At 60.1% G+C, this 17,837-nt stretch carries 20 protein-coding genes; 19 read left to right on the top strand and 1 reads right to left on the bottom strand.

Features of this window, described 5'->3' with window-relative positions; genetic code table 11:
* Positions 1 to 1,218, bottom strand: coding sequence for an MFS transporter (locus ACWKXN_RS16205; RefSeq protein ID WP_039263064.1), 1,218 nt, complete (start codon positions 1,216 to 1,218; stop codon positions 1 to 3).
* 145 nt (positions 1,219 to 1,363) lie between these two features.
* Here ACWKXN_RS16205 and ACWKXN_RS16210 point away from each other — a divergent pair, with 145 nt between their 5' ends.
* The 19 genes from ACWKXN_RS16210 to ACWKXN_RS16300 all read left to right on the top strand — a co-directional run bounded on the left by ACWKXN_RS16210 (position 1,364) and on the right by ACWKXN_RS16300 (position 17,836).
* Complete coding sequence (locus tag ACWKXN_RS16210; RefSeq protein WP_032662225.1) at positions 1,364 to 2,413, top strand: AI-2E family transporter; 1,050 nt, start codon at positions 1,364 to 1,366, stop codon at positions 2,411 to 2,413.
* 337 nt (positions 2,414 to 2,750) lie between these two features.
* Positions 2,751 to 3,140, top strand: coding sequence for a lipoprotein (locus tag ACWKXN_RS16215; protein ID WP_023309518.1), 390 nt, complete (start codon positions 2,751 to 2,753; stop codon positions 3,138 to 3,140).
* 69 nt (positions 3,141 to 3,209) lie between these two features.
* Positions 3,210 to 4,274: a methyltransferase gene (locus ACWKXN_RS16220; RefSeq protein ID WP_039263063.1), complete on the top strand. Its 1,065-nt coding sequence runs from the start codon at positions 3,210 to 3,212 to the stop codon at positions 4,272 to 4,274.
* 66 nt (positions 4,275 to 4,340) lie between these two features.
* On the top strand, positions 4,341 to 5,063 hold the full coding sequence (locus ACWKXN_RS16225) for a beta-ketoacyl synthase chain length factor (RefSeq protein WP_039263062.1): 723 nt from the start codon (positions 4,341 to 4,343) through the stop codon (positions 5,061 to 5,063).
* Positions 5,060 to 5,875 carry a lysophospholipid acyltransferase family protein gene (locus ACWKXN_RS16230; RefSeq protein ID WP_033146839.1) on the top strand — a complete coding sequence of 272 codons (816 nt, stop codon included), beginning with the start codon at positions 5,060 to 5,062 and terminating at the stop codon, positions 5,873 to 5,875. Before ACWKXN_RS16225 ends, ACWKXN_RS16230 begins: the two co-directional genes overlap by 4 nt.
* Positions 5,856 to 6,113 carry a phosphopantetheine-binding protein gene (locus ACWKXN_RS16235; RefSeq protein ID WP_008503081.1) on the top strand — a complete coding sequence of 86 codons (258 nt, stop codon included), beginning with the start codon at positions 5,856 to 5,858 and terminating at the stop codon, positions 6,111 to 6,113. Before ACWKXN_RS16230 ends, ACWKXN_RS16235 begins: the two co-directional genes overlap by 20 nt.
* A 10-nt stretch (positions 6,114 to 6,123) precedes the next feature.
* Positions 6,124 to 6,375 carry an acyl carrier protein gene (locus tag ACWKXN_RS16240; RefSeq protein ID WP_024908875.1) on the top strand — a complete coding sequence of 84 codons (252 nt, stop codon included), beginning with the start codon at positions 6,124 to 6,126 and terminating at the stop codon, positions 6,373 to 6,375.
* Between the two features lie 54 nt (positions 6,376 to 6,429).
* The gene (locus ACWKXN_RS16245; RefSeq protein WP_249435450.1) at positions 6,430 to 6,969 is read left to right on the top strand and encodes a COG4648 family protein; all 540 of its coding nucleotides are present in this window, start codon (positions 6,430 to 6,432) and stop codon (positions 6,967 to 6,969) included.
* Complete coding sequence (locus ACWKXN_RS16250) at positions 6,962 to 8,323, top strand: AMP-binding protein (RefSeq protein ID WP_454544017.1); 1,362 nt, start codon at positions 6,962 to 6,964, stop codon at positions 8,321 to 8,323. The genes ACWKXN_RS16245 and ACWKXN_RS16250 overlap by 8 nt, the downstream gene beginning before the upstream one ends.
* Positions 8,310 to 8,663, top strand: a complete 354-nt coding sequence (locus ACWKXN_RS16255; protein WP_039263058.1) for an ApeI family dehydratase — start codon at positions 8,310 to 8,312, stop codon at positions 8,661 to 8,663. Before ACWKXN_RS16250 ends, ACWKXN_RS16255 begins: the two co-directional genes overlap by 14 nt.
* Complete coding sequence (locus tag ACWKXN_RS16260; protein WP_454544018.1) at positions 8,654 to 10,345, top strand: glycosyltransferase family 2 protein; 1,692 nt, start codon at positions 8,654 to 8,656, stop codon at positions 10,343 to 10,345. Before ACWKXN_RS16255 ends, ACWKXN_RS16260 begins: the two co-directional genes overlap by 10 nt.
* Positions 10,346 to 10,348: 3 nt before the next feature.
* Positions 10,349 to 10,771, top strand: coding sequence for an acyl-CoA thioesterase (locus ACWKXN_RS16265; protein ID WP_023309526.1), 423 nt, complete (start codon positions 10,349 to 10,351; stop codon positions 10,769 to 10,771).
* On the top strand, positions 10,768 to 11,373 hold the full coding sequence (locus ACWKXN_RS16270; RefSeq protein WP_033146843.1) for an outer membrane lipoprotein carrier protein LolA: 606 nt from the start codon (positions 10,768 to 10,770) through the stop codon (positions 11,371 to 11,373). The genes ACWKXN_RS16265 and ACWKXN_RS16270 overlap by 4 nt, the downstream gene beginning before the upstream one ends.
* Positions 11,342 to 13,666 (top strand): MMPL family transporter, encoded by a 2,325-nt coding sequence (locus ACWKXN_RS16275; RefSeq protein ID WP_454544019.1) that lies wholly within the window; start codon positions 11,342 to 11,344, stop codon positions 13,664 to 13,666. Before ACWKXN_RS16270 ends, ACWKXN_RS16275 begins: the two co-directional genes overlap by 32 nt.
* A complete protein-coding gene (locus ACWKXN_RS16280) occupies positions 13,663 to 14,241 on the top strand; it encodes a DUF3261 domain-containing protein (RefSeq protein WP_033146845.1) in 579 nt (192 codons plus the stop codon). Before ACWKXN_RS16275 ends, ACWKXN_RS16280 begins: the two co-directional genes overlap by 4 nt.
* Position 14,242: 1 nt before the next feature.
* Positions 14,243 to 15,412: a beta-ketoacyl-[acyl-carrier-protein] synthase family protein gene (locus ACWKXN_RS16285; RefSeq protein ID WP_454544020.1), complete on the top strand. Its 1,170-nt coding sequence runs from the start codon at positions 14,243 to 14,245 to the stop codon at positions 15,410 to 15,412.
* Positions 15,409 to 15,882, top strand: a complete 474-nt coding sequence (locus tag ACWKXN_RS16290) for an ApeP family dehydratase (RefSeq protein ID WP_039263053.1) — start codon at positions 15,409 to 15,411, stop codon at positions 15,880 to 15,882. Before ACWKXN_RS16285 ends, ACWKXN_RS16290 begins: the two co-directional genes overlap by 4 nt.
* Positions 15,879 to 16,610, top strand: coding sequence for a 3-ketoacyl-ACP reductase FabG2 (locus ACWKXN_RS16295; RefSeq protein WP_032662188.1), 732 nt, complete (start codon positions 15,879 to 15,881; stop codon positions 16,608 to 16,610). Before ACWKXN_RS16290 ends, ACWKXN_RS16295 begins: the two co-directional genes overlap by 4 nt.
* The gene (locus ACWKXN_RS16300) at positions 16,607 to 17,836 is read left to right on the top strand and encodes a beta-ketoacyl-ACP synthase (protein WP_454544021.1); all 1,230 of its coding nucleotides are present in this window, start codon (positions 16,607 to 16,609) and stop codon (positions 17,834 to 17,836) included. Before ACWKXN_RS16295 ends, ACWKXN_RS16300 begins: the two co-directional genes overlap by 4 nt.
* Position 17,837 lies beyond the last annotated feature (1 nt).

The raw sequence follows: 17,837 nt of genomic DNA on the forward strand, positions 1-17,837 counted from the left end.
TCACGACGATGACGTGGCCTCCGGTGCCTGCACCGGGGGCCATTTTTTTAGCCGCCACGTCAGCAGCAGCGCAATCACCACCAGACCCGCCGCGGCAAGATAGATCACCGGAACCCCTGCCCAGGCCATCACCAGCCCCGCCAGCGGGCCGGTAATGCCTAAAGACATATCCATAAACACCGTATAGGTCGCCAGCGCCGCCCCCTGATTCTGCTGCGGCACGGCTTTTACCGCCACCACGCCCAGCGCCGGGAAGACCAGGGAAAAGCCTGCCCCCGCGAGGAACACACCCACTTTCGCGACCCAGGGCACCATCGCAATTCCGGTCAGCAGCAGCCCGACTATCTCTATCGCAAAGCAGATCATCGCCACATTCAGCCCGCCAAGACGGTTGATGCCGTTAGGGAAAAGCAGGCGGGCGCCAACAAACGCACAGCTAAACAGGGTTAACGCAAAGGCTGCGCCGTCCCAGCCTTTGGCGTCGTAGAACAGGGTAATGAAGGTCGCAATCACGCCGAAGCCGGTGGTCGCCAGCGCCAGGGCCATGCCGTACGGCCAGACGCGCCCCAGCACCGCCCGAAACGGCAGCGGCTTGCCTTTGCTGGCCTTCACTTTCGGACGCGGCAGCGCAAAGAGGATTGCCAGCAGCGCGACCGCCATAATGGTGATGGAAAGCCCATATAGCCCGCCCAGCGCATAGCAGGCCACGCCGAGCGGCGCCCCGAGCGCCATCGCACCGTAGGTGACAATCCCGTTCCAGGAGATCACCCGGCCAATGTGCGGCGCGCCTACCACCCCCACGCCCCACAGCGTCGAGCCGGTTCCCGCCAGACTTTGCCCGATGCCAAGAATAACGCGGCCCAGGCAGAGCAGCGCCAGGCTGACCAGCGGCCAGTGGCCGGTTGCGGCAGCCAGCAGGTAGCTCAGGCCACTGAGAAAACAGCCGCACAGTCCCACCACCACGATGCTTTTTGGACCGAACGCGTCCGCGTAGCGCCCGGCATGCGGGCGGCTGAGGAGCGTGGCGAAATATTGCAGGCTAATCACCAGCCCCGCCCAGAAGGCGCTGAAGCCCATCACGTCATGGACATAGCCCGGCAGGACCGCCAGCGGCAGGCCAATGGTCAAATAGCTGGCAAAGTTGAAAATCACAACGGAAACGATGCGCAGATTGAGGCGCAGTCCGCTCAGTGCCGGTTCAGCGGCAGGTTCGGGCATGGGGTTCTACCTGGATTTTTTACAACAGTGTTTCACTATTACCACGGCGCAATAAGAAAATCAGCCCCGACTTTCAGATTAACGGTGCCAGACGAAGCGAAGCCCGGGCACTACACTTATCGGGTCATCATATTAAGGAACACGCATGATCGCTAACCCGTCCGACAAAGCAGGACTCCACATCTTATTAAAACTCGCCTGTCTGGTGGTTATCCTTGCGGGTATCCATGCTGCCGCTGACATTATTGTTCAGCTCCTGCTGGCGCTCTTTTTTGCCATCGTGCTTAATCCTCTGGTCACCTGGTTTTTACGCCGGGGCGTCAGCCGTCCGGTAGCCATCACCATCGTGGTTATTGTCATGCTGATTGGCCTGACGGCGCTCTTCGGCGTGCTGGCGGCATCGCTGAGCGAATTCTCCACCATGCTGCCGCAGTACAACAAAGAGCTGACGCGTAAAATTGTCGCGCTGCAGGAGATGGTGCCCTTCCTTAATCTGCATATCTCACCCGAACGGATGCTGCGCAGGATGGACTCCGAGAAGGTCATGACCTACGCCACCACCTTGATGACGGGGCTTTCCGGCGCGATGGCCAGCATTCTGCTGCTGGTCATGACCGTTGTGTTTATGCTGTTCGAAGTTCGCCACGTCCCCTATAAGCTGCGCTTTGCGCTGAACAATCCGCAAATTCACATTGCCGGATTACACCGGGCCCTGAAGGGCGTCTCCAAATATCTGGCGCTGAAAACGCTCCTGAGCGTCTGGACCGGGGTGATTGTCTGGCTGGGGCTGATGCTGATGGACGTGCAGTTCGCGCTGATGTGGGGCGTGCTGGCCTTTCTGCTGAACTACGTGCCCAATATTGGCGCGGTGCTTTCCGCCGTGCCGCCGATGATTCAGGCGTTTCTGTTTAACGGTTTCTACGAATGCATGCTGGTCGGCGCGCTGTTCCTCGTCGTGCATATGGTGCTGGGCAATATTCTTGAACCGCGCATGATGGGACACCGTCTGGGCATGTCGACGCTGGTGGTGTTTTTATCCTTACTGGTTTGGGGATGGCTGCTGGGCCCGGTCGGTATGCTGCTGTCGGTTCCTCTGACCAGCGTATGTAAAATCTGGATGGAGACCACCAAAGGCGGCAGCAAGCTGGCGATCCTGCTCGGGCCGGGGAGGCCGAAAAGCCGGTTACCCGGCTAACCGACCTACCTGTACAGGTAGGTTTAAACCGTCAGTAATACACCGTAAATTACCGCGTCCCTAATCCGTCGCGGTATTTTTATTTGCGTTAAGGCGATACTCATTCTGTTTTTAATTACGCCGCGCGCATTACGTTCAAACGCAATTCATGATTTAACGCAAATTATAAAAAATGAAATTCTTATTTATTTTCCATGTTATTATGCCCGTCTTCGCGTCAACGTAATGTAAACATTAATATTGATTAAAAAATGCACCCAGCGATAACAAAAAGCCGGATGAATATTATTTGTAAAAAACACTACCTTTAATTGTTATTATTGATATGGAGTTGTTGATGAAAAAGATCGTTAAATGGTGTGCTGCTGCCGTATTCGTTGGCGCACTGGCAGGCTGTGCGCGCACCGCCCCAATTGCTCAGGTTCACTCTATTGTAAGCGCGGGCCATACTGCCGATCAGGTAAAAACGGCAATTTTGAAAGCAGGCCAAAAACGCGACTGGATCATGACGGAAACCGGCCCGGGAATGATTAAGGGGCGTCTGCAGTCACGCGATCACTCGGTCCAGGTGAGTATTCCGTACACGGCCACAAGCTATTCAATCAACTATGAAAACAGCCTTAACCTGAAAGCGGCAGACGGTAAAATTCACAAAAATTATAACCGTTGGGTAAATAACCTCGACCACGATATTCAGCTGAACCTCTCCGCTGGCGCCGCGCTGTAATATTTTTCTAAAGTCGGGCCGCGTATGGCCCGATAACCTCTCTTTATTAGCTTCAAAGGTTACGCAGGAATGTACGAAAAGGACACACTCAGCGCACTGGATGCCATTACCGAAGCGCAACGCATCGCCTTTGCCCCGATGTTATTCCAGACTGCGCTTTGTCTGCGTAACTCAGGCGTTCTCGCCTGGCTCGATAAACAAGGTAAAAAAGGGGCAAGCCTCGAGGAAATAACCGAACACAGCACGCTCGGCAGCTATGGCGTCAGCGTACTGCTGGATATGGGATTAAGCGGTCGAATTGTTACCCAACAGAATGGACGTTATTTTCTGGCGAAAGTGGGCCATTTTTTACTGCACGACGAAATGACCCGCGTAAATATGGATTTCACCCAGGACGTTTGTTATCAGGGGCTATTTCACCTGGCGGACGCCCTGCAGGAGGAAAAACCTGCCGGATTAGCCGTGTTTGGCAACTGGCCAACCATCTACCCGGCGTTATCCCAATTACCTGCTCCGGCGAAAGAGAGCTGGTTCGCCTTCGATCATTACTATTCTGACGCCGCTTTTGACGCTGCTTTGCCATATATATTCGCAAGCTCGCCGACAAAATTGTACGATGTGGGCGGAAATACGGGTAAATGGTCGTTACGCTGCTGCCGCTATGACAAAAATGTTGCCGTGACGATCCTCGATCTGCCGCAGCAGATAGCGCTGGCGCAGGAAAACATCGCAAAAGCAGGTTTTTCTCATCGTATTGCATTCCATGCTGTCGATATGCTTAGCCCAGCAACATTGCCGGGTGACGCCGACGTCTGGTGGATGAGCCAGTTCCTGGATTGTTTCTCTCCGGATCAGATTGTCGCCATGCTGACGCGCGTCGCGCAGGCCATGAAGCCAGGCGCACGTTTGTGCATCATGGAGCTTTTCTGGGATGCTCAGAAATTTGAAGCAGCCTCTTTCAGCCTGAATGCCACCTCGCTCTATTTCACCTGTATGGCGAATGGCAATAGCCGGTTTTACAGCGTAGAGAAGTTCTATCGCTACCTGGAGAGCGCAGGTTTCAGCGTTGAACAGCGGCTGGACAACCTTGGGGTCGGTCATACCCTGCTGATATGCACCAAACGTGAACAATAGAGCAGCTTAGCTGCCGGGTGGCCCAGTCTGCCCTTTGAATACGGTTTTTTTCGCGGACGCGCGTAGATGAAATTTTCACTGAACATTATCGACTGGCAGGCGAGAGCGCCAGGACTCAGCGATGCCACAGAGTGGCAGGCATGGTCGCGCCTGCAGTTGGCCGTTGACCCAGCGGCCCCGCTTCCCCGCCTGACCGCTTTACCCATGATGACCGCGCGCCGCCTCAATTCAGGCAGTAAGCTGGCGGTGGATATTGGTCTTGCCATGCTGCAAAACCACGCCATTGATGCCGTCGTCTATTCCAGCCGCCACGGCGAGCTGGAGCGCAACTACCGTATTCTGCATGCTCTGGCGACCGGGCAGTCCGTTTCACCCACCGACTTCGCGATGTCCGTGCACAATTCCGCGGTGGGTAATCTCACGATCACCGCACGCCAGGCCATCGTCTCGTCATCCATTTCTGCCGGGCTGGACACCTTCCAGCAGGCCTTATGCGAAGTGCTGAGCCTGCTGCATGCGGGCTATTCCCGCGTCCTGCTGGTCGACTTTGACGGCGCGCTGCCGGAATTTTACCATCCGGCGCTACCGCCGCACATGCCCACCTGGCCCTACGCGCTGGCGCTGGTGATTGAATCCGGCAACGGATTGCAGTGTGAAACCCGCAGCGGCAGCACGGGTGAAGAACCCGCCCTGCCGCAAAGCCTGATGTTCCTGCAGCGCTATCTCAGCGAGGAACGTCAGTTTGCGGTGCCCGGCGAACGTTTGCTGTGGCAATGGACGCGCGCATGAACCGCCTGGCTGCCCGTATCAACTGGTTATGGCGTCTGGTGATGACCGGCTTCTGCTTCGCGCTGTTTGGCGTGGGCGGGCTGCTGCTGTCGTTGGTCTGGTTCAACCTGCTGCTGATCGTCCAGCGCGACCGCGCCAGCCGTCGCCGCCTGGCGCGTCGCAGCATTGCGGCCAGCTTCCGCTTCTTCCTGACCGTTGCGCGCGGCCTCGGCGTACTGGACTATCGCATTCACAATCTTGACGCGCTGCGCAGCGATCGGGGTTGTCTGGTGGTGGCTAACCACCCCACGTTAATTGACTACGTGATTCTGGCGTCGGTGATGCCCGAAACCGACTGTCTGGTGAAAAGCGCGCTGCTGCGCAATCCCTTTGTCAGCGGCGTTATCCGCGCGGCGGATTATCTGATTAACAGCGAAGCCGAGCCCCTGCTCGCGGCCAGCCAGCAGCGTCTGGCTCAGGGCGACACGCTGTTAATCTTCCCGGAAGGCACGCGTACCCGGTTTGGCGAGGCTATCTCCCTCCAGCGCGGCGCGGCAAATATCGCCGTGCGCTGTAACAGCGATCTGCGGGTGGTGCTGATCCACTGTAGCGAACACCTGCTGGATAAAAAAAGCCACTGGTATGATGTACCGCCAGAAAAACCTGTTTTCACCGTGGATGTCCGCGACCGCGTGAACATCGACGAATTTTACGATGCAAATGAACAAGAACCGGCGCTGGCGGCAAGGCAGTTAAACCGGCATCTGCAGCATCGATTAACATCAGGCCTTCAATCTTTGTCAGGAATTAATGATGCAAGCGCTTTATCTTGAAATTAAGAATCTCATTATCACCACGCTGAATCTGGACGAGCTTACCGCAGAGGATATTGATACCGATGCCGCGCTGTTTGGCGATGGGCTGGGTCTGGACTCCATTGACGCGCTGGAACTGGGTCTGGCCGTGAAAAACCAGTATGGCGTGGTGCTTTCTGCCGAAAGCGAAGAGATGCGCCAGCACTTCTTTTCCGTCGCCACGCTGGCGTCCTTTATCAACGCTCAACGCGCCTGAGATGTGAACGATGACTGAACAAGAAACCATTTATCAGGAAGTCTGCGGCCTTCTGACCAAGCTCTTTGAAATCGACCCGCAGGACATTACGCCCGAAGCCCGTCTTTACGAAGACCTGGAGCTGGACAGCATTGATGCGGTGGACATGATTGTTCATCTGCAGAAGAAAACGGGCAAGAAAATCAAGCCGGAAACCTTCAAGTCGGTTCGTACCGTTCAGGATGTGGTAGACGCCGTCGAACAGCTTCTGCGCGAAGAGTAAGACGTCGTGCGTGGTGGACGGACGTTCCCGGTCATCCCACTGCTGACGGGGCTGATGCTGCTGGCGTGGCCCTTCCTGATTGGATTTGGGCTGACGCACAACAGCCTGCAGTGGCTGTTGCCGGTGATGGCGCTGGTATTGCTGCTGCGGCTGCGCCAGGCGCGACGGAACGCTGGCCCGATGCAGTATGTGGTGCAGTGCGTGGCGCTCGCGGGCATCGCGCTCTGCGCGGCCAGCTACCTGCTGAAAACCCACCAGTGGCTGCTGTTCTACCCGGTGGTCGTCAACCTTGTGATGCTGGCCGTGTTCGGCGGTTCGCTGTGGACCGCGATGCCGCTGGTCGAACGGCTGGCGCGCTTGCGCGAGCCAAACCTGCCCCCGGAGGGCGTGCGCTATACCCGCAAGGTGACCCTCGTCTGGTGCGGCTTTTTCATCGGAAACGGCGCGATGGCGCTGTTCACCGTGCTCCACGGCGACATGAATCTGTGGACGCTGTGGAACGGTATGGTGGCTTATATCCTGATGGGAACGCTGATGGCGACCGAGTGGCTGGTGCGCCAGCGGGTGATAAAAAAAGAGATGCACAATGACTAACCCCCTTCCGCTGGGCCAGTGGTTAAACGCGCCCCGCCCTGACGACATGCCCGTTGCCTGGCTTGACGATCGTACCTGGACGCTTGGCCAGCTGCGCCACGACGTGACCTTGCTGGTCGACACCCTGCGTCAGCAGGAAGGCGAGCGCTGGGCGCTGTGCTTTGAAAACAGCTACCTGTTTATCGTTGCGCTGCTGGCCTCGCTGCATGCCGGTAAAACGCCGGTCATTCCCGGCCATAGCCGCGTCTCGCAGCTTGAAGAACAGCAGGCGTTGTTTAGCGGCATCCTGAGCGATCGCGCTCTCGATTTCCATGGCAAGCTGATTGTGGTGGCCTCCAGCCATCAGACCGCTCGCCGCTGGGCGCCCCTGCCGGCCATTGACGAAAGCCGCTTCGTTGAACTGTTCACCTCCGGCTCCACGGGTACCCCGCGCCGGGTGATTAAGCACATCGTCAGCCTGGATCGCGAAGCCCGTCTGCTGGCTGACCGCTTCGGCGAACGTCTGACCGGCTGTAGCGTTGTCGCCTCGGTCGTACCGCAACATCTGTACGGCCTGACCTTCCGCATCGTATTGCCGATGGCGCTGGGCCTGCCGCTGCATGCCGCAATGCTCTACTACGCCGAGCAGCTGGCCGCCCTTCCTCATGACCGGCATTATCTGTTCATCAGCAGCCCGGCGTTCCTGAAGCGCCTGGATACGGAACTGCCCGCGCCGCCCGTCAGAATGCTGATTTCAGCAGGCGGAATGCTGCCCTGGTGTGACGTCGCCACCACCGCGGGCTGGCTTAACATCTGCCCGGATGAAATTTATGGCAGCACCGAAACCGGCATCCTCGCCTGGCGCCATCGCCAGCAGGATAACGTCCCGTGGCTGGCCTTCCCCGGCGTTATCTTCCATCAGGAAGATGAAGCCTGTCGCGTCACGTCGCCACTGATCCACGAGGCTGAAGGACTCCAGCTGGACGATATCCTGCACTTCGACAGCGAGGGGCTGTTCAGCATCGCCGGTCGTCGCGGGCGGGTGGTCAAAATTGAAGAAAAGCGCATCTCGCTTAACGAGATCGAACGTCGCCTGCTGGAGCTCGACGGCATTTGCGAAGCGGCTGCGCTGCCGGTCACGCGCGGAGGCCGTCAGGGGATTGGCGCACTGCTGGTCCTGGATGAAGCGGTTCGCCAGCGCGGCTATATGCTGGATAAAAAAGCGCAGGAGTTCGCCTGGCGTCGCGCCCTGCTGCCGTGGCTTGAGCCGGTCGCCGTTCCGCGCTACTGGCGCATTGTCGATGAAATGCCGGTAAACAGTATGAACAAGCGTGTCTATGCGCAGCTAGAGGAGTTATTTCATGAAAATTCATGAACTTGAGCGCCACCAGACACAGCCGGAGAAGCTGGAAATCATTTTGCATCTCGACGCGGCGCTGTTCTGGTTTCAGGGCCATTTTGCCGTACAGCCGCTGCTGCCCGGCGTTGCGCAGCTTGACTGGGTGATGCACTACGCCACGACGTTACTGGCGCCGGGCTACCGCTTTCACAGCATTCAAAACGTGAAGTTCCAGGCGCCTCTGCTGCCGGAAACCACGGTGACGCTGGTGCTTGAGTGGCATGCCGAACGTCAGATGCTGACCTTCAGCTACCAGCGTCACGCCGGGGCGGAGCGCCATACCGCCAGCAGCGGGAAAATTCGGCTATGTCAGTAACCTTCCGCCCCTGCGTGCTGATCCCGTGCTACAACCACGGCGCCATGATCGCCCGCGTGCTGTCGCGTCTCGCGCCGTTTGGCCTGCCGTGCCTGGTGGTGGATGACGGCAGCGAAGCGAGCACCCGACAGGAGCTCGAGCGCCTGGCGGCGGAGCAGCCGCAGGTAACGCTGGTCCGCCTGGCGCAAAACGCCGGAAAAGGTGCCGCGGTCATCAGGGGGCTGGAGGAGTGCGCGCGCGCGGGCTATACCCACGCCGTGCAGGTGGACGCGGACGGTCAGCACGCCATCGAAGATATCCCCAAACTGCTGGCGCTGGCGGAGCGCCACCCGGACGCGCTGATTTCCGGCCAGCCCATTTACGATGATTCCATTCCGCGCTCGCGGCTCTACGGACGCTGGGTAACCCACGTATGGGTGTGGATTGAGACCTTATCCCTGCAGCTTAAAGACAGCATGTGCGGCTTTCGGGTCTATCCGGTCTCGCCCACGCTGCGCCTGGCAGCGCGTGAAACGCTCGGCAAACGGATGGACTTTGACACCGAAGTGATGGTCCGTCTTTACTGGCAGGGTAACACCAGCGTCTTTCTGCCGACCCGCGTCACCTACCCGCAGGACGGGTTGTCCCACTTCGACGCGTTAAAAGATAACGTGCGGATCTCCCTGATGCATACCCGGCTGTTCTTCGGCATGCTGCCCCGCATGCCCGGCCTGCTTTTCCGTCGACGCCGCCAGCACTGGGCGCAGCAGGACGAGGTCAAGGGCCTGTGGGGCATGCGCCTGATGCTGCGCGTCTGGAAGCTGATGGGCCGCCGGGCCTTTACCGTGCTGCTGTGGCCGGTCATCGGCGTGTACTGGCTTATCGCACGTCCGGCGCGGCTGGCCTCGCGGCAGTGGATTGAGAGAGTGAAGCAAGAACTGCGTCAGCGGAACATGCCCGTTCCCCCGCGGCTCAACAGCTTTTTCCATTTCATGCGCTTCGGCAACGCGATGCTGGATAAAGTCGCCAGCTGGCGCGGTGAGCTGAAGTTTGATCGCGACGTGGTCTTTGCCCCCGGCGCGAGCGAAACGCTTAACGTCGCGGCGCCGCAGGGCAAGCTGCTGCTGGCCTCGCATCTTGGCGACGTTGAGGCCTGCCGGGCGCTGGCCCAGCTGGACGGCAGCAAAACTATCACCGCCCTGGTCTTCAGCGAAAACGCCCGGCGCTTTAAGCAAATCATGAGCGAAATGGCGCCCCAGGCGGGCGTGAATTTAATGTCGGTTACCGACATCGGCCCGGACACCGCGATTGCCATCAAAGAGAAGCTTGAGCGGGGAGAATGGGTCGCGATTGTGGGCGACCGCATAGCGGTGAATCCGCAGCGTGGCGGCGAGTGGCGCGTGATCTGGAGTCCGTTCATGGGCCAGCCAGCGCCATTCCCACAGGGGCCGTTTATCCTGGCCTCCATCCTGCGCTGCCCGGTGGTGCTGATTTTTGCCCTGCGCCAGCAGGGTAAGCTCGTCCTGCACAGCGAACCGTTTGCCGACCCGCTGCGCCTGCCGCGCGGTGAACGCCAGCAGGCGCTGCAGGAGACCGTCGATCGCTACGCGCAGCGGCTGGAGCATTACGCCCTCATGTCGCCGCTCGACTGGTTTAATTTTTTCGATTTCTGGCATCTGCCAGAGTCCAGAGAGAAGGAGTAAAGGGTGCTGACCGATCCCCGCTTTACGACTGAAGTTGAGATCACCGTTCCGTTCCACGACGTCGATATGATGGGCGTGGTCTGGCACGGTAACTATTTCCGCTACTTTGAGATCGCCCGCGAGGCGCTGCTCAATCAGTTTGACTATGGCTATCGCCAGATGAAGGCCTCCGGCTACGTCTGGCCCGTCGTCGATACCCGGGTGAAATACCGCGATGCGGTGACCTTTGAGCAGCGTATTCGCGTCCGCGCGCACGTTGAAGAGTATGAAAACCGCCTGCGCATTGCCTATCAAATTTTCGATGCGCAGACCGGCAAACGCACCACCACCGGCTACACCATCCAGGTAGCGGTGGAAGAAGCCACCCGCGAAATGTGCTTTGTGAGCCCGGCAATACTGTTTGAACGAATGGGAGTGACGCCATGAAATGGTGGCCTTTGCTGGCGCTGATCGTCAGCCCGCTGGTCAGCGCCGTGACGCTGGATGAACTGCAGCAGCGCTTCACCGGGCAGCCCGTCGTGCGCGCGCACTTCGAACAGGTTCGCACCATAAAAGATATGCCGCAGCCGCTGCGCTCGCAGGGCGAGATGCTGATCGCCCGCGACAGCGGCCTGCTGTGGGATCAAAAAGCGCCGTTTCCGATGACGCTCCTGCTGGACGACAAGCGGATGGTTCAGGCCATTAACGGCCAGCCGCCGCAGACCGTCACCGCCGACAATAATCCGCAGATGTTCCAGTTCAACCATCTTCTGCGGGCCCTGTTCCAGGCCGACCGCAGGGTGCTTGAAGAGAACTTCCGCATCGATTTTAAAGACCTGGGCGCCGGCCGCTGGTCGCTGGTGCTTACGCCAAAAACGACGCCGCTGGACAAGATTTTCGCCACCCTCGATCTGGGCGGCGCGACCTATCTGGAGACGATTCGTCTCAACGACAAACAGGGCGACCGTACCGATATCGCCCTTTCACGCCACCAACTGACGCCCGCCAGCCTGACCGATGACGAACGCCAACGCTTTGCCGCACCGTAAATCCCTGCGCCCGGCGCTGCTGTGGGCCACGCTATGCCTGATTCTGCTGGGCGTGCTGCTGTCGCTGCTGCCCGGCGCGCGTCTGAACAGCAGCGTGCTGGCCATGCTGCCGAAGCAGACGCTGGGGGCGATCCCGCCGGCGCTCAACGACGGGTTTATGCAGCGTCTCGACCGCCAGCTGGTCTGGCTGGTCAGCCCCGGCAAAGAGCCCGATCCGCGCGTGGCGCAGCAGTGGCTGGCGTTGCTGCAAAGCAGCGATTCGCTCAGCGAGGTCAAAGGCCCGATGGACGCCGCCGGGCAAAAGGCCTGGGGAGAGTTCTTCTGGCAGCACCGAAATGGCCTGATCGATCCCGCCACCCGCGCCCGCCTGCAAAACGGCGGAGAAGCGCAGGCGCAGTGGATTTTATCTCAGCTCTATTCGGCCTTCTCCGGCGTCAGCGGCAAAGAGCTGCAAAACGATCCCCTGATGCTGATGCGCGGCTCGCAGCTCGCTCTGGCGCAAAATGGCCAGAAGCTGCGGCTGATGGACGGCTGGCTGGTCACACAGGATGAGGCGGGAAACTACTGGTATCTGCTGCACGGCGAGCTGGCGGGCTCGTCATTTGATATGCAGCAGACCCACCGGCTGGTGACGACGCTTAACGCGCTGCAGGAGACGCTAAAAGCCCGTTTCCCGCAGGCGCAGCTGCTTTCGCGCGGGACCGTGTTCTACAGCGATTACGCCAGCCAGCAGGCCAAACGCGACGTCTCGACGCTGGGCATCGCCACCCTGCTTGGCGTGTTCCTGCTCATCGTCGCGGTGTTCCGCTCTCTGCGCCCGCTGCTGCTGAGCGTGCTCTCCATTGCCATCGGCGCGCTGGCGGGCACGGTGGTGACGCTGCTGCTCTTTGGCGAACTGCACCTGATGACGCTGGTGATGAGCATGAGCATCATCGGTATTTCAGCCGACTACACGCTCTACTACCTGACCGAACGGATGGTGCACGGCGCGGAGCATTCCCCCTGGCAAAGCCTGGCGAAAGTACGCAATGCGCTGCTGCTGGCGCTGCTGACGACCGTCGCCGCCTACCTGATTATGATGCTGGCCCCCTTCCCCGGGATCCGCCAGATGGCGGTGTTCGCCGCCGTGGGGCTGAGCGCCTCCTGCCTGACGGTGATTTTCTGGCATCCGTGGCTGTGCCGGGGATTACCGGTGCGCCCGGTTCCGCTGATGGTTATCATGCTGCGCTGGCTGGCCGCGTGGCGACGCAATAAAAAACTGTCCGTGGGTTTGCCCGTCGCGCTGGCGCTGCTCTCCGCCGTGGGGATGAGCACCCTGAGGGTGGACGACGACATCGCACAGCTGCAGGCGCTGCCGAAAGATATTCTGGCGCAGGAGAAGGCCATTACCGCCCTGACCGGACAGAGCGTCGATCAGAAATGGTTTGTGGTTCATGGCGCCTCGCCTCAGCAAACGCTGGAGCGGCTGGAAGACTTTACCCCGGCGCTGGCACAGGCGCAAAAAGCCGGAGAGATCGCCCGCTGGCGTACGCTGCCGCTGAACTCGCTGGCCCGCCAGAAAAGCGATCTGAAGCTGCTGCGCGAGGCTGCCCCTGCGGTAACTAACGTGCTGAAAAGCGCCGGGCTCAACGCCGTATCTCCAAATCTCGACGCCATGCCGGTCAGCGTGGACGCGTGGCTTAAAAGCCCGGCCAGCGAAGGCTGGCGTCTGCTCTGGCTGACCCTGCCCAACGGGGAAAGCGGCGTGCTGGTGCCGGTGGACGGCGCGAAAAACAGCGCTTACCTCGGTGAACTGGCCGCGCGCCATGACGGCGTCGTCTGGGTCGATCGCAAAGCCAGCTTTGACAGCCTGTTTGCCCTCTACCGCACGCTGCTGACGGGGCTACTGTTTGCCGCGCTGGCGGTGATTGCCTGCGGGGCGATGCTGCGCCTCGGCTGGCGTAAAGGGCTGATAAGCCTGGTGCCGTCCGTGCTGTCGCTGAGCTGCGGCCTGGCGGTACTGGCCGTAACGGGCCACCCGGTGAATCTGTTCTCACTGCTGGCGCTGGTACTGGTGCTCGGCATTGGCATTAACTACACGCTGTTTTTCAGCAACCCGCGCGGTACGCCGCTGACCTCGATGCTGGCGATTACGCTGGCCATGATGACCACGCTGCTGACGCTGGGCATGCTCGTCTTCAGCGCCACCCAGGCCATCAGCAGCTTTGGCATCGTGCTGGTGAGCGGTATTTTTACCGCGTTCCTGCTGGCTCCGCTGGCGATGCCGGATAAGAAAGAGAGAAAACGTAAATGAACGCTTTTTACCGCGCCGTTGCGCTGGCCGCGGCGCTGCTGCTGGCAGGCTGCAGCCATTCGACCGATACCAAAGAGACGCGGCCTCAGGCCTGGCTCCAGCCGGGCACCAGAGTGACGCTGCCGCCGCCCGGCATCAGCCCGGCGGTAAGCTCCCAGCAGCTGCTGACCGGCAGCTTTAACGGACAAACGCAGTCCCTGCTGGTGATGCTCAACGCGGATGCGCATAAGGTGACGCTGGCCGGGCTTTCTTCCGTGGGCATTCGTCTGTTCCTGGCAACGTACGATGAGACCGGTATTCATACCGAGCAGTCGATCGTCGTGCCGCAGCTGCCGCCCGCCAGCCAGGTGCTGGCCGACGTGATGCTCAGCCACTGGCCGATTAGCGCCTGGCAGCCGCAGTTGCCGAAGGGCTGGACGTTAACGGACAATGGCGATCGGCGCGAGCTGCGTAACGCCAGCGGCAAGCTGGTGACGGAGATTGTCTACCTGCAGCGCAAAGGCAAGCGCGAGCCGATCAGCATCGAGCAGCACGTCTTTAAATACCACATCACCATTCAATATCTGGGTGACTGAGATGATTTATATATCCGCTGTTGGCATGGTCAACGCGCTGGGCAACTCGCCTGACGAGATTGCCGCGAACCTGACGGCAGGCGTGGCGCCGGGGATGCACGCCCGGACCGGCTGGTTGCAGGGTTTACCCGAAGCCGTTCTGGGCGGCGTGGAAGGCGAGCTTCCGCACATCCCGGACGCCTTCGCCGCACACCGTACCCGCAATAACCAGCTGCTGCTGGCCGCGCTGTCGCAGATTCAGCCCGCCGTTGACGAGGCCATCGCCCGCGTCGGTCGCGACCGCGTGGCCGTGGTGCTGGGGACCAGCACCTCCGGGCTGGACGAAGGCGATGAGCACGTGCGCCACATGACCCATGGCGAAGCGAGCACGCGCTGGCAGTATCCGCAGCAGGAGCTTGGCGATTCGTCCCGCTTCCTCGCCAACTGGCTTCAGCTCGAAGGCCCGGCCTATACGATCTCCACGGCCTGCTCTTCCAGCGCGCGGGCGATGATCGGCGGCAAACGTCTGATTGAAGCCGGGCTGGTGGACATCGCCATTGTCGGCGGAGCCGATACCCTGAGCCGGATGCCCGTCAACGGCTTTAACAGCCTTGAATCCTTCTCCCCTACGCTCTGCGAGCCGTTTGGTCGCGACCGCCGGGGGATCACCATTGGTGAAGCCGCCGCGCTGATGGTATTGAGCCGGGAGCCCGCGGACGTGGCGCTGCTCGGAACGGGCGAATCCAGCGATGCGTACCATATTTCCGCCCCGCATCCGCAGGGTGAAGGGGCGATAAGGGCTATCGCGCAGGCGCTTAACGAAGCGGATATGCAGCCGCAGGATATCGGCTACATCAACCTGCACGGCACGGCCACGCCGCTCAACGATCAGATTGAATCGCAGGTGGTTCACGATCTCTTCGGGGAAAGCGTGCCGTGCAGCTCAACCAAACACCTTACCGGCCATACGCTGGGCGCCGCCGGCATTACCGAAGCGGCCCTGAGCTGGCTGATTCTGACGCGCGATCTGCCGTTGCCGCCGCAGGACTTCGCCCGCTACGCGCCGGACGACACGCTGGCGCCGTGCGGCCTGCTGCACCAGCGCGCCGCTCTGAAAAAACCGGTCATTTTGTCTAACTCGTTCGCGTTTGGCGGCAATAACGCCAGCATCCTGCTGGGGAGAGCCTCATGAGCTACTTATCACCCGAAGCCTATCTGCCGCACGAGCCGCCGATGATGCTGCTGGGGTCCGTTGAGAACGTTACGGACGACACGGCGGTCTGCCGCGTGGCCGTCAACGGGCAAAGCGTGCTGGCGCCGTTTCTCAATGCCGATGGCGATCTGCCGGGCTGGTACGCGCTCGAGCTGATGGCGCAGACCGTCGGCGTCTGGTCAGGCTGGCATCGCCAGCAGCAGGGGCAGGATCATATCGCGCTGGGCATGGTGCTCGGTGCGCGCGAGCTGGTCTGCGCCAGCGGGCGTTTCGCCGCAGGCCTGACGCTGGACATCACCGTTAAGCTGCTGATGCAGGACGAACGCTTCGGCAGCTTTGAATGCGCGATTTCCGCGAATGAAGAGACGCTGGCCACGGGCCGGGTCAACACCTTCCAGCCGAGCGCAGAAGAATTAACATCGCTTTTTAATCAGGGATCTAACGCATGAGTCGTTCCGTACTGGTCACCGGGGCCAGCAAAGGCATAGGGCGCGCCATCGCTCGTCAGCTTGCCGCCGACGGGTTTACCGTAGGCGTGCATTACCATCGTGATGCCGCAGGCGCGCAGGAGACGCTGGACGCCATCACGCAGGCGGGTGGCAACGGTCGTTTACTCGCCTTTGATGTGGGCAACCGCGAACAGTGCCGCGAGGTGCTGGAGCAGGAGATTGAAGCCCATGGCGCATGGTATGGCGTGGTCAGCAACGCCGGAATTACCCGCGACGGCGCCTTTCCGGCGCTGAGCGAAGACGACTGGGACAGCGTGATCCACACCAATCTCGACAGTTTTTATAACGTCATTCACCCCTGCATTATGCCGATGATTGGCACCCGTAAAGGGGGGCGCATTATCACCTTATCGTCCGTGTCCGGCGTGATGGGCAACCGCGGGCAGGTGAACTACAGCGCGGCCAAAGCGGGCATTATCGGTGCCACCAAAGCCCTGGCGATTGAGCTGGCAAAACGCAAAATCACCGTCAACTGCATTGCCCCGGGGCTGATTGATACCGGCATGATTGAGATGGAAGAAGCCGCGCTGAAGGAAGCGATGTCCATCATCCCAATGAAACGGATGGGCCAGGCTGAAGAGGTCGCCGGGCTGGCAAGCTATCTGATGTCAGATATTGCGGGCTACGTTACCCGCCAGGTCATTTCCATTAACGGAGGCATGCTATGACGCGTCGCGTGGTGATTACGGGCATGGGCGGCGTGACCGCCTTTGGCGAAAGCTGGCAATCCGTTTCCAGCAGGCTGCTGGCGTATGAAAACGCGGTGCGTAAAATGCCGGAATGGCAGGTGTACGATGGCCTGCATACCCTGCTGGGCGCGCCGATCGATGATTTCACGCTGCCGGAACACTATACCCGCAAGCGTATTCGTGCCATGGGCCGCGTGTCGCTGATGTCGACCCGCGCCACCGAGCTGGCGCTGGAGCAGGCGGGGCTGATTGGCGAAGCGGTGCTCACCAACGGTCAAACCGGTATCGCCTACGGTTCTTCGACTGGCAGCACCGGCCCGGTCAGTGAATTCGCGACCATGCTCACCGAAAAGCACACCAATAACATCACCGGGACAACCTACGTCCAGATGATGCCGCACACCACGGCGGTGAATACCGGGCTGTTCTTTGGGTTGCGCGGCCGCGTGATCCCGACGTCGAGCGCCTGTACCTCCGGCAGCCAGGCGATTGGCTACGCCTGGGAGGCGATTCGCCACGGGTATCAGACCGTGATGGTCGCGGGGGGCGCGGAAGAATTATGTCCGTCTGAAGCGGCGGTGTTTGACACGCTGTTTGCCACCAGCCAGCGTAACGACGAACCCAAAACCACCCCTTCTCCGTTCGATACGCAGCGCGATGGTCTGGTCATTGGGGAAGGCGCAGGCACCCTGATTCTGGAAGAGCTGGAGCACGCCAGAGCGCGCGGGGCGACAATCTACGGTGAGATCGTGGGCTTTGCCACCAACTGTGACGCGGCCCATATCACCCAGCCTCAGCGTGACACCATGCAGATTTGCATGGAGCAGTCGCTGGCCATGGCGGGATTAAGCGCCCGGGATATGGGGTATATCTCCGCGCACGGTACCGCCACCGATCGCGGCGATATCGCCGAAAGCCAGGCCACTGCCGCCATCTACGGTAACAGCGTGCCGGTGTCCTCGCTGAAGAGCTATTTTGGCCACACGCTGGGTGCCTGCGGCGCGCTGGAAGCGTGGATGAGCCTGCAGATGATGCGTGAAGGCTGGTTTGCCCCGACGCTCAATTTAACGCAGCCGGATGAGCAATGCGGTGCTTTAGATTATATTATGGGGGAAGCCCGTCAGATTGACTGCGAGTATCTGCAGAGCAATAACTTCGCGTTTGGCGGCATCAATACCTCGATTATCATTAAACGCTGGGCGTAAC

It is taken from the genome of Enterobacter sp. UPMP2060 (assembly GCF_053709655.1).

Coding starts and splice junctions, on each gene's coding strand:
- ACWKXN_RS16280 (WP_033146845.1), top strand. CDS start 13,663: ATGAACGCTTTTTACCGCGCCGTTGCGCTGGCCGCGGCGCTGCTGCTG.
- ACWKXN_RS16205 (WP_039263064.1), bottom strand. CDS start 1,218: ATGCCCGAACCTGCCGCTGAACCGGCACTGAGCGGACTGCGCCTCAAT.
- ACWKXN_RS16250 (WP_454544017.1), top strand. CDS start 6,962: ATGACTAACCCCCTTCCGCTGGGCCAGTGGTTAAACGCGCCCCGCCCT.
- ACWKXN_RS16270 (WP_033146843.1), top strand. CDS start 10,768: ATGAAATGGTGGCCTTTGCTGGCGCTGATCGTCAGCCCGCTGGTCAGC.
- ACWKXN_RS16215 (WP_023309518.1), top strand. CDS start 2,751: ATGAAAAAGATCGTTAAATGGTGTGCTGCTGCCGTATTCGTTGGCGCA.
- ACWKXN_RS16295 (WP_032662188.1), top strand. CDS start 15,879: ATGAGTCGTTCCGTACTGGTCACCGGGGCCAGCAAAGGCATAGGGCGC.
- ACWKXN_RS16230 (WP_033146839.1), top strand. CDS start 5,060: ATGAACCGCCTGGCTGCCCGTATCAACTGGTTATGGCGTCTGGTGATG.
- ACWKXN_RS16260 (WP_454544018.1), top strand. CDS start 8,654: ATGTCAGTAACCTTCCGCCCCTGCGTGCTGATCCCGTGCTACAACCAC.
- ACWKXN_RS16275 (WP_454544019.1), top strand. CDS start 11,342: ATGACGAACGCCAACGCTTTGCCGCACCGTAAATCCCTGCGCCCGGCG.
- ACWKXN_RS16245 (WP_249435450.1), top strand. CDS start 6,430: ATGCTGCTGGCGTGGCCCTTCCTGATTGGATTTGGGCTGACGCACAAC.
- ACWKXN_RS16220 (WP_039263063.1), top strand. CDS start 3,210: ATGTACGAAAAGGACACACTCAGCGCACTGGATGCCATTACCGAAGCG.
- ACWKXN_RS16290 (WP_039263053.1), top strand. CDS start 15,409: ATGAGCTACTTATCACCCGAAGCCTATCTGCCGCACGAGCCGCCGATG.
- ACWKXN_RS16255 (WP_039263058.1), top strand. CDS start 8,310: ATGAAAATTCATGAACTTGAGCGCCACCAGACACAGCCGGAGAAGCTG.
- ACWKXN_RS16240 (WP_024908875.1), top strand. CDS start 6,124: ATGACTGAACAAGAAACCATTTATCAGGAAGTCTGCGGCCTTCTGACC.
- ACWKXN_RS16285 (WP_454544020.1), top strand. CDS start 14,243: ATGATTTATATATCCGCTGTTGGCATGGTCAACGCGCTGGGCAACTCG.
- ACWKXN_RS16210 (WP_032662225.1), top strand. CDS start 1,364: ATGATCGCTAACCCGTCCGACAAAGCAGGACTCCACATCTTATTAAAA.
- ACWKXN_RS16225 (WP_039263062.1), top strand. CDS start 4,341: ATGAAATTTTCACTGAACATTATCGACTGGCAGGCGAGAGCGCCAGGA.
- ACWKXN_RS16300 (WP_454544021.1), top strand. CDS start 16,607: ATGACGCGTCGCGTGGTGATTACGGGCATGGGCGGCGTGACCGCCTTT.
- ACWKXN_RS16235 (WP_008503081.1), top strand. CDS start 5,856: ATGCAAGCGCTTTATCTTGAAATTAAGAATCTCATTATCACCACGCTG.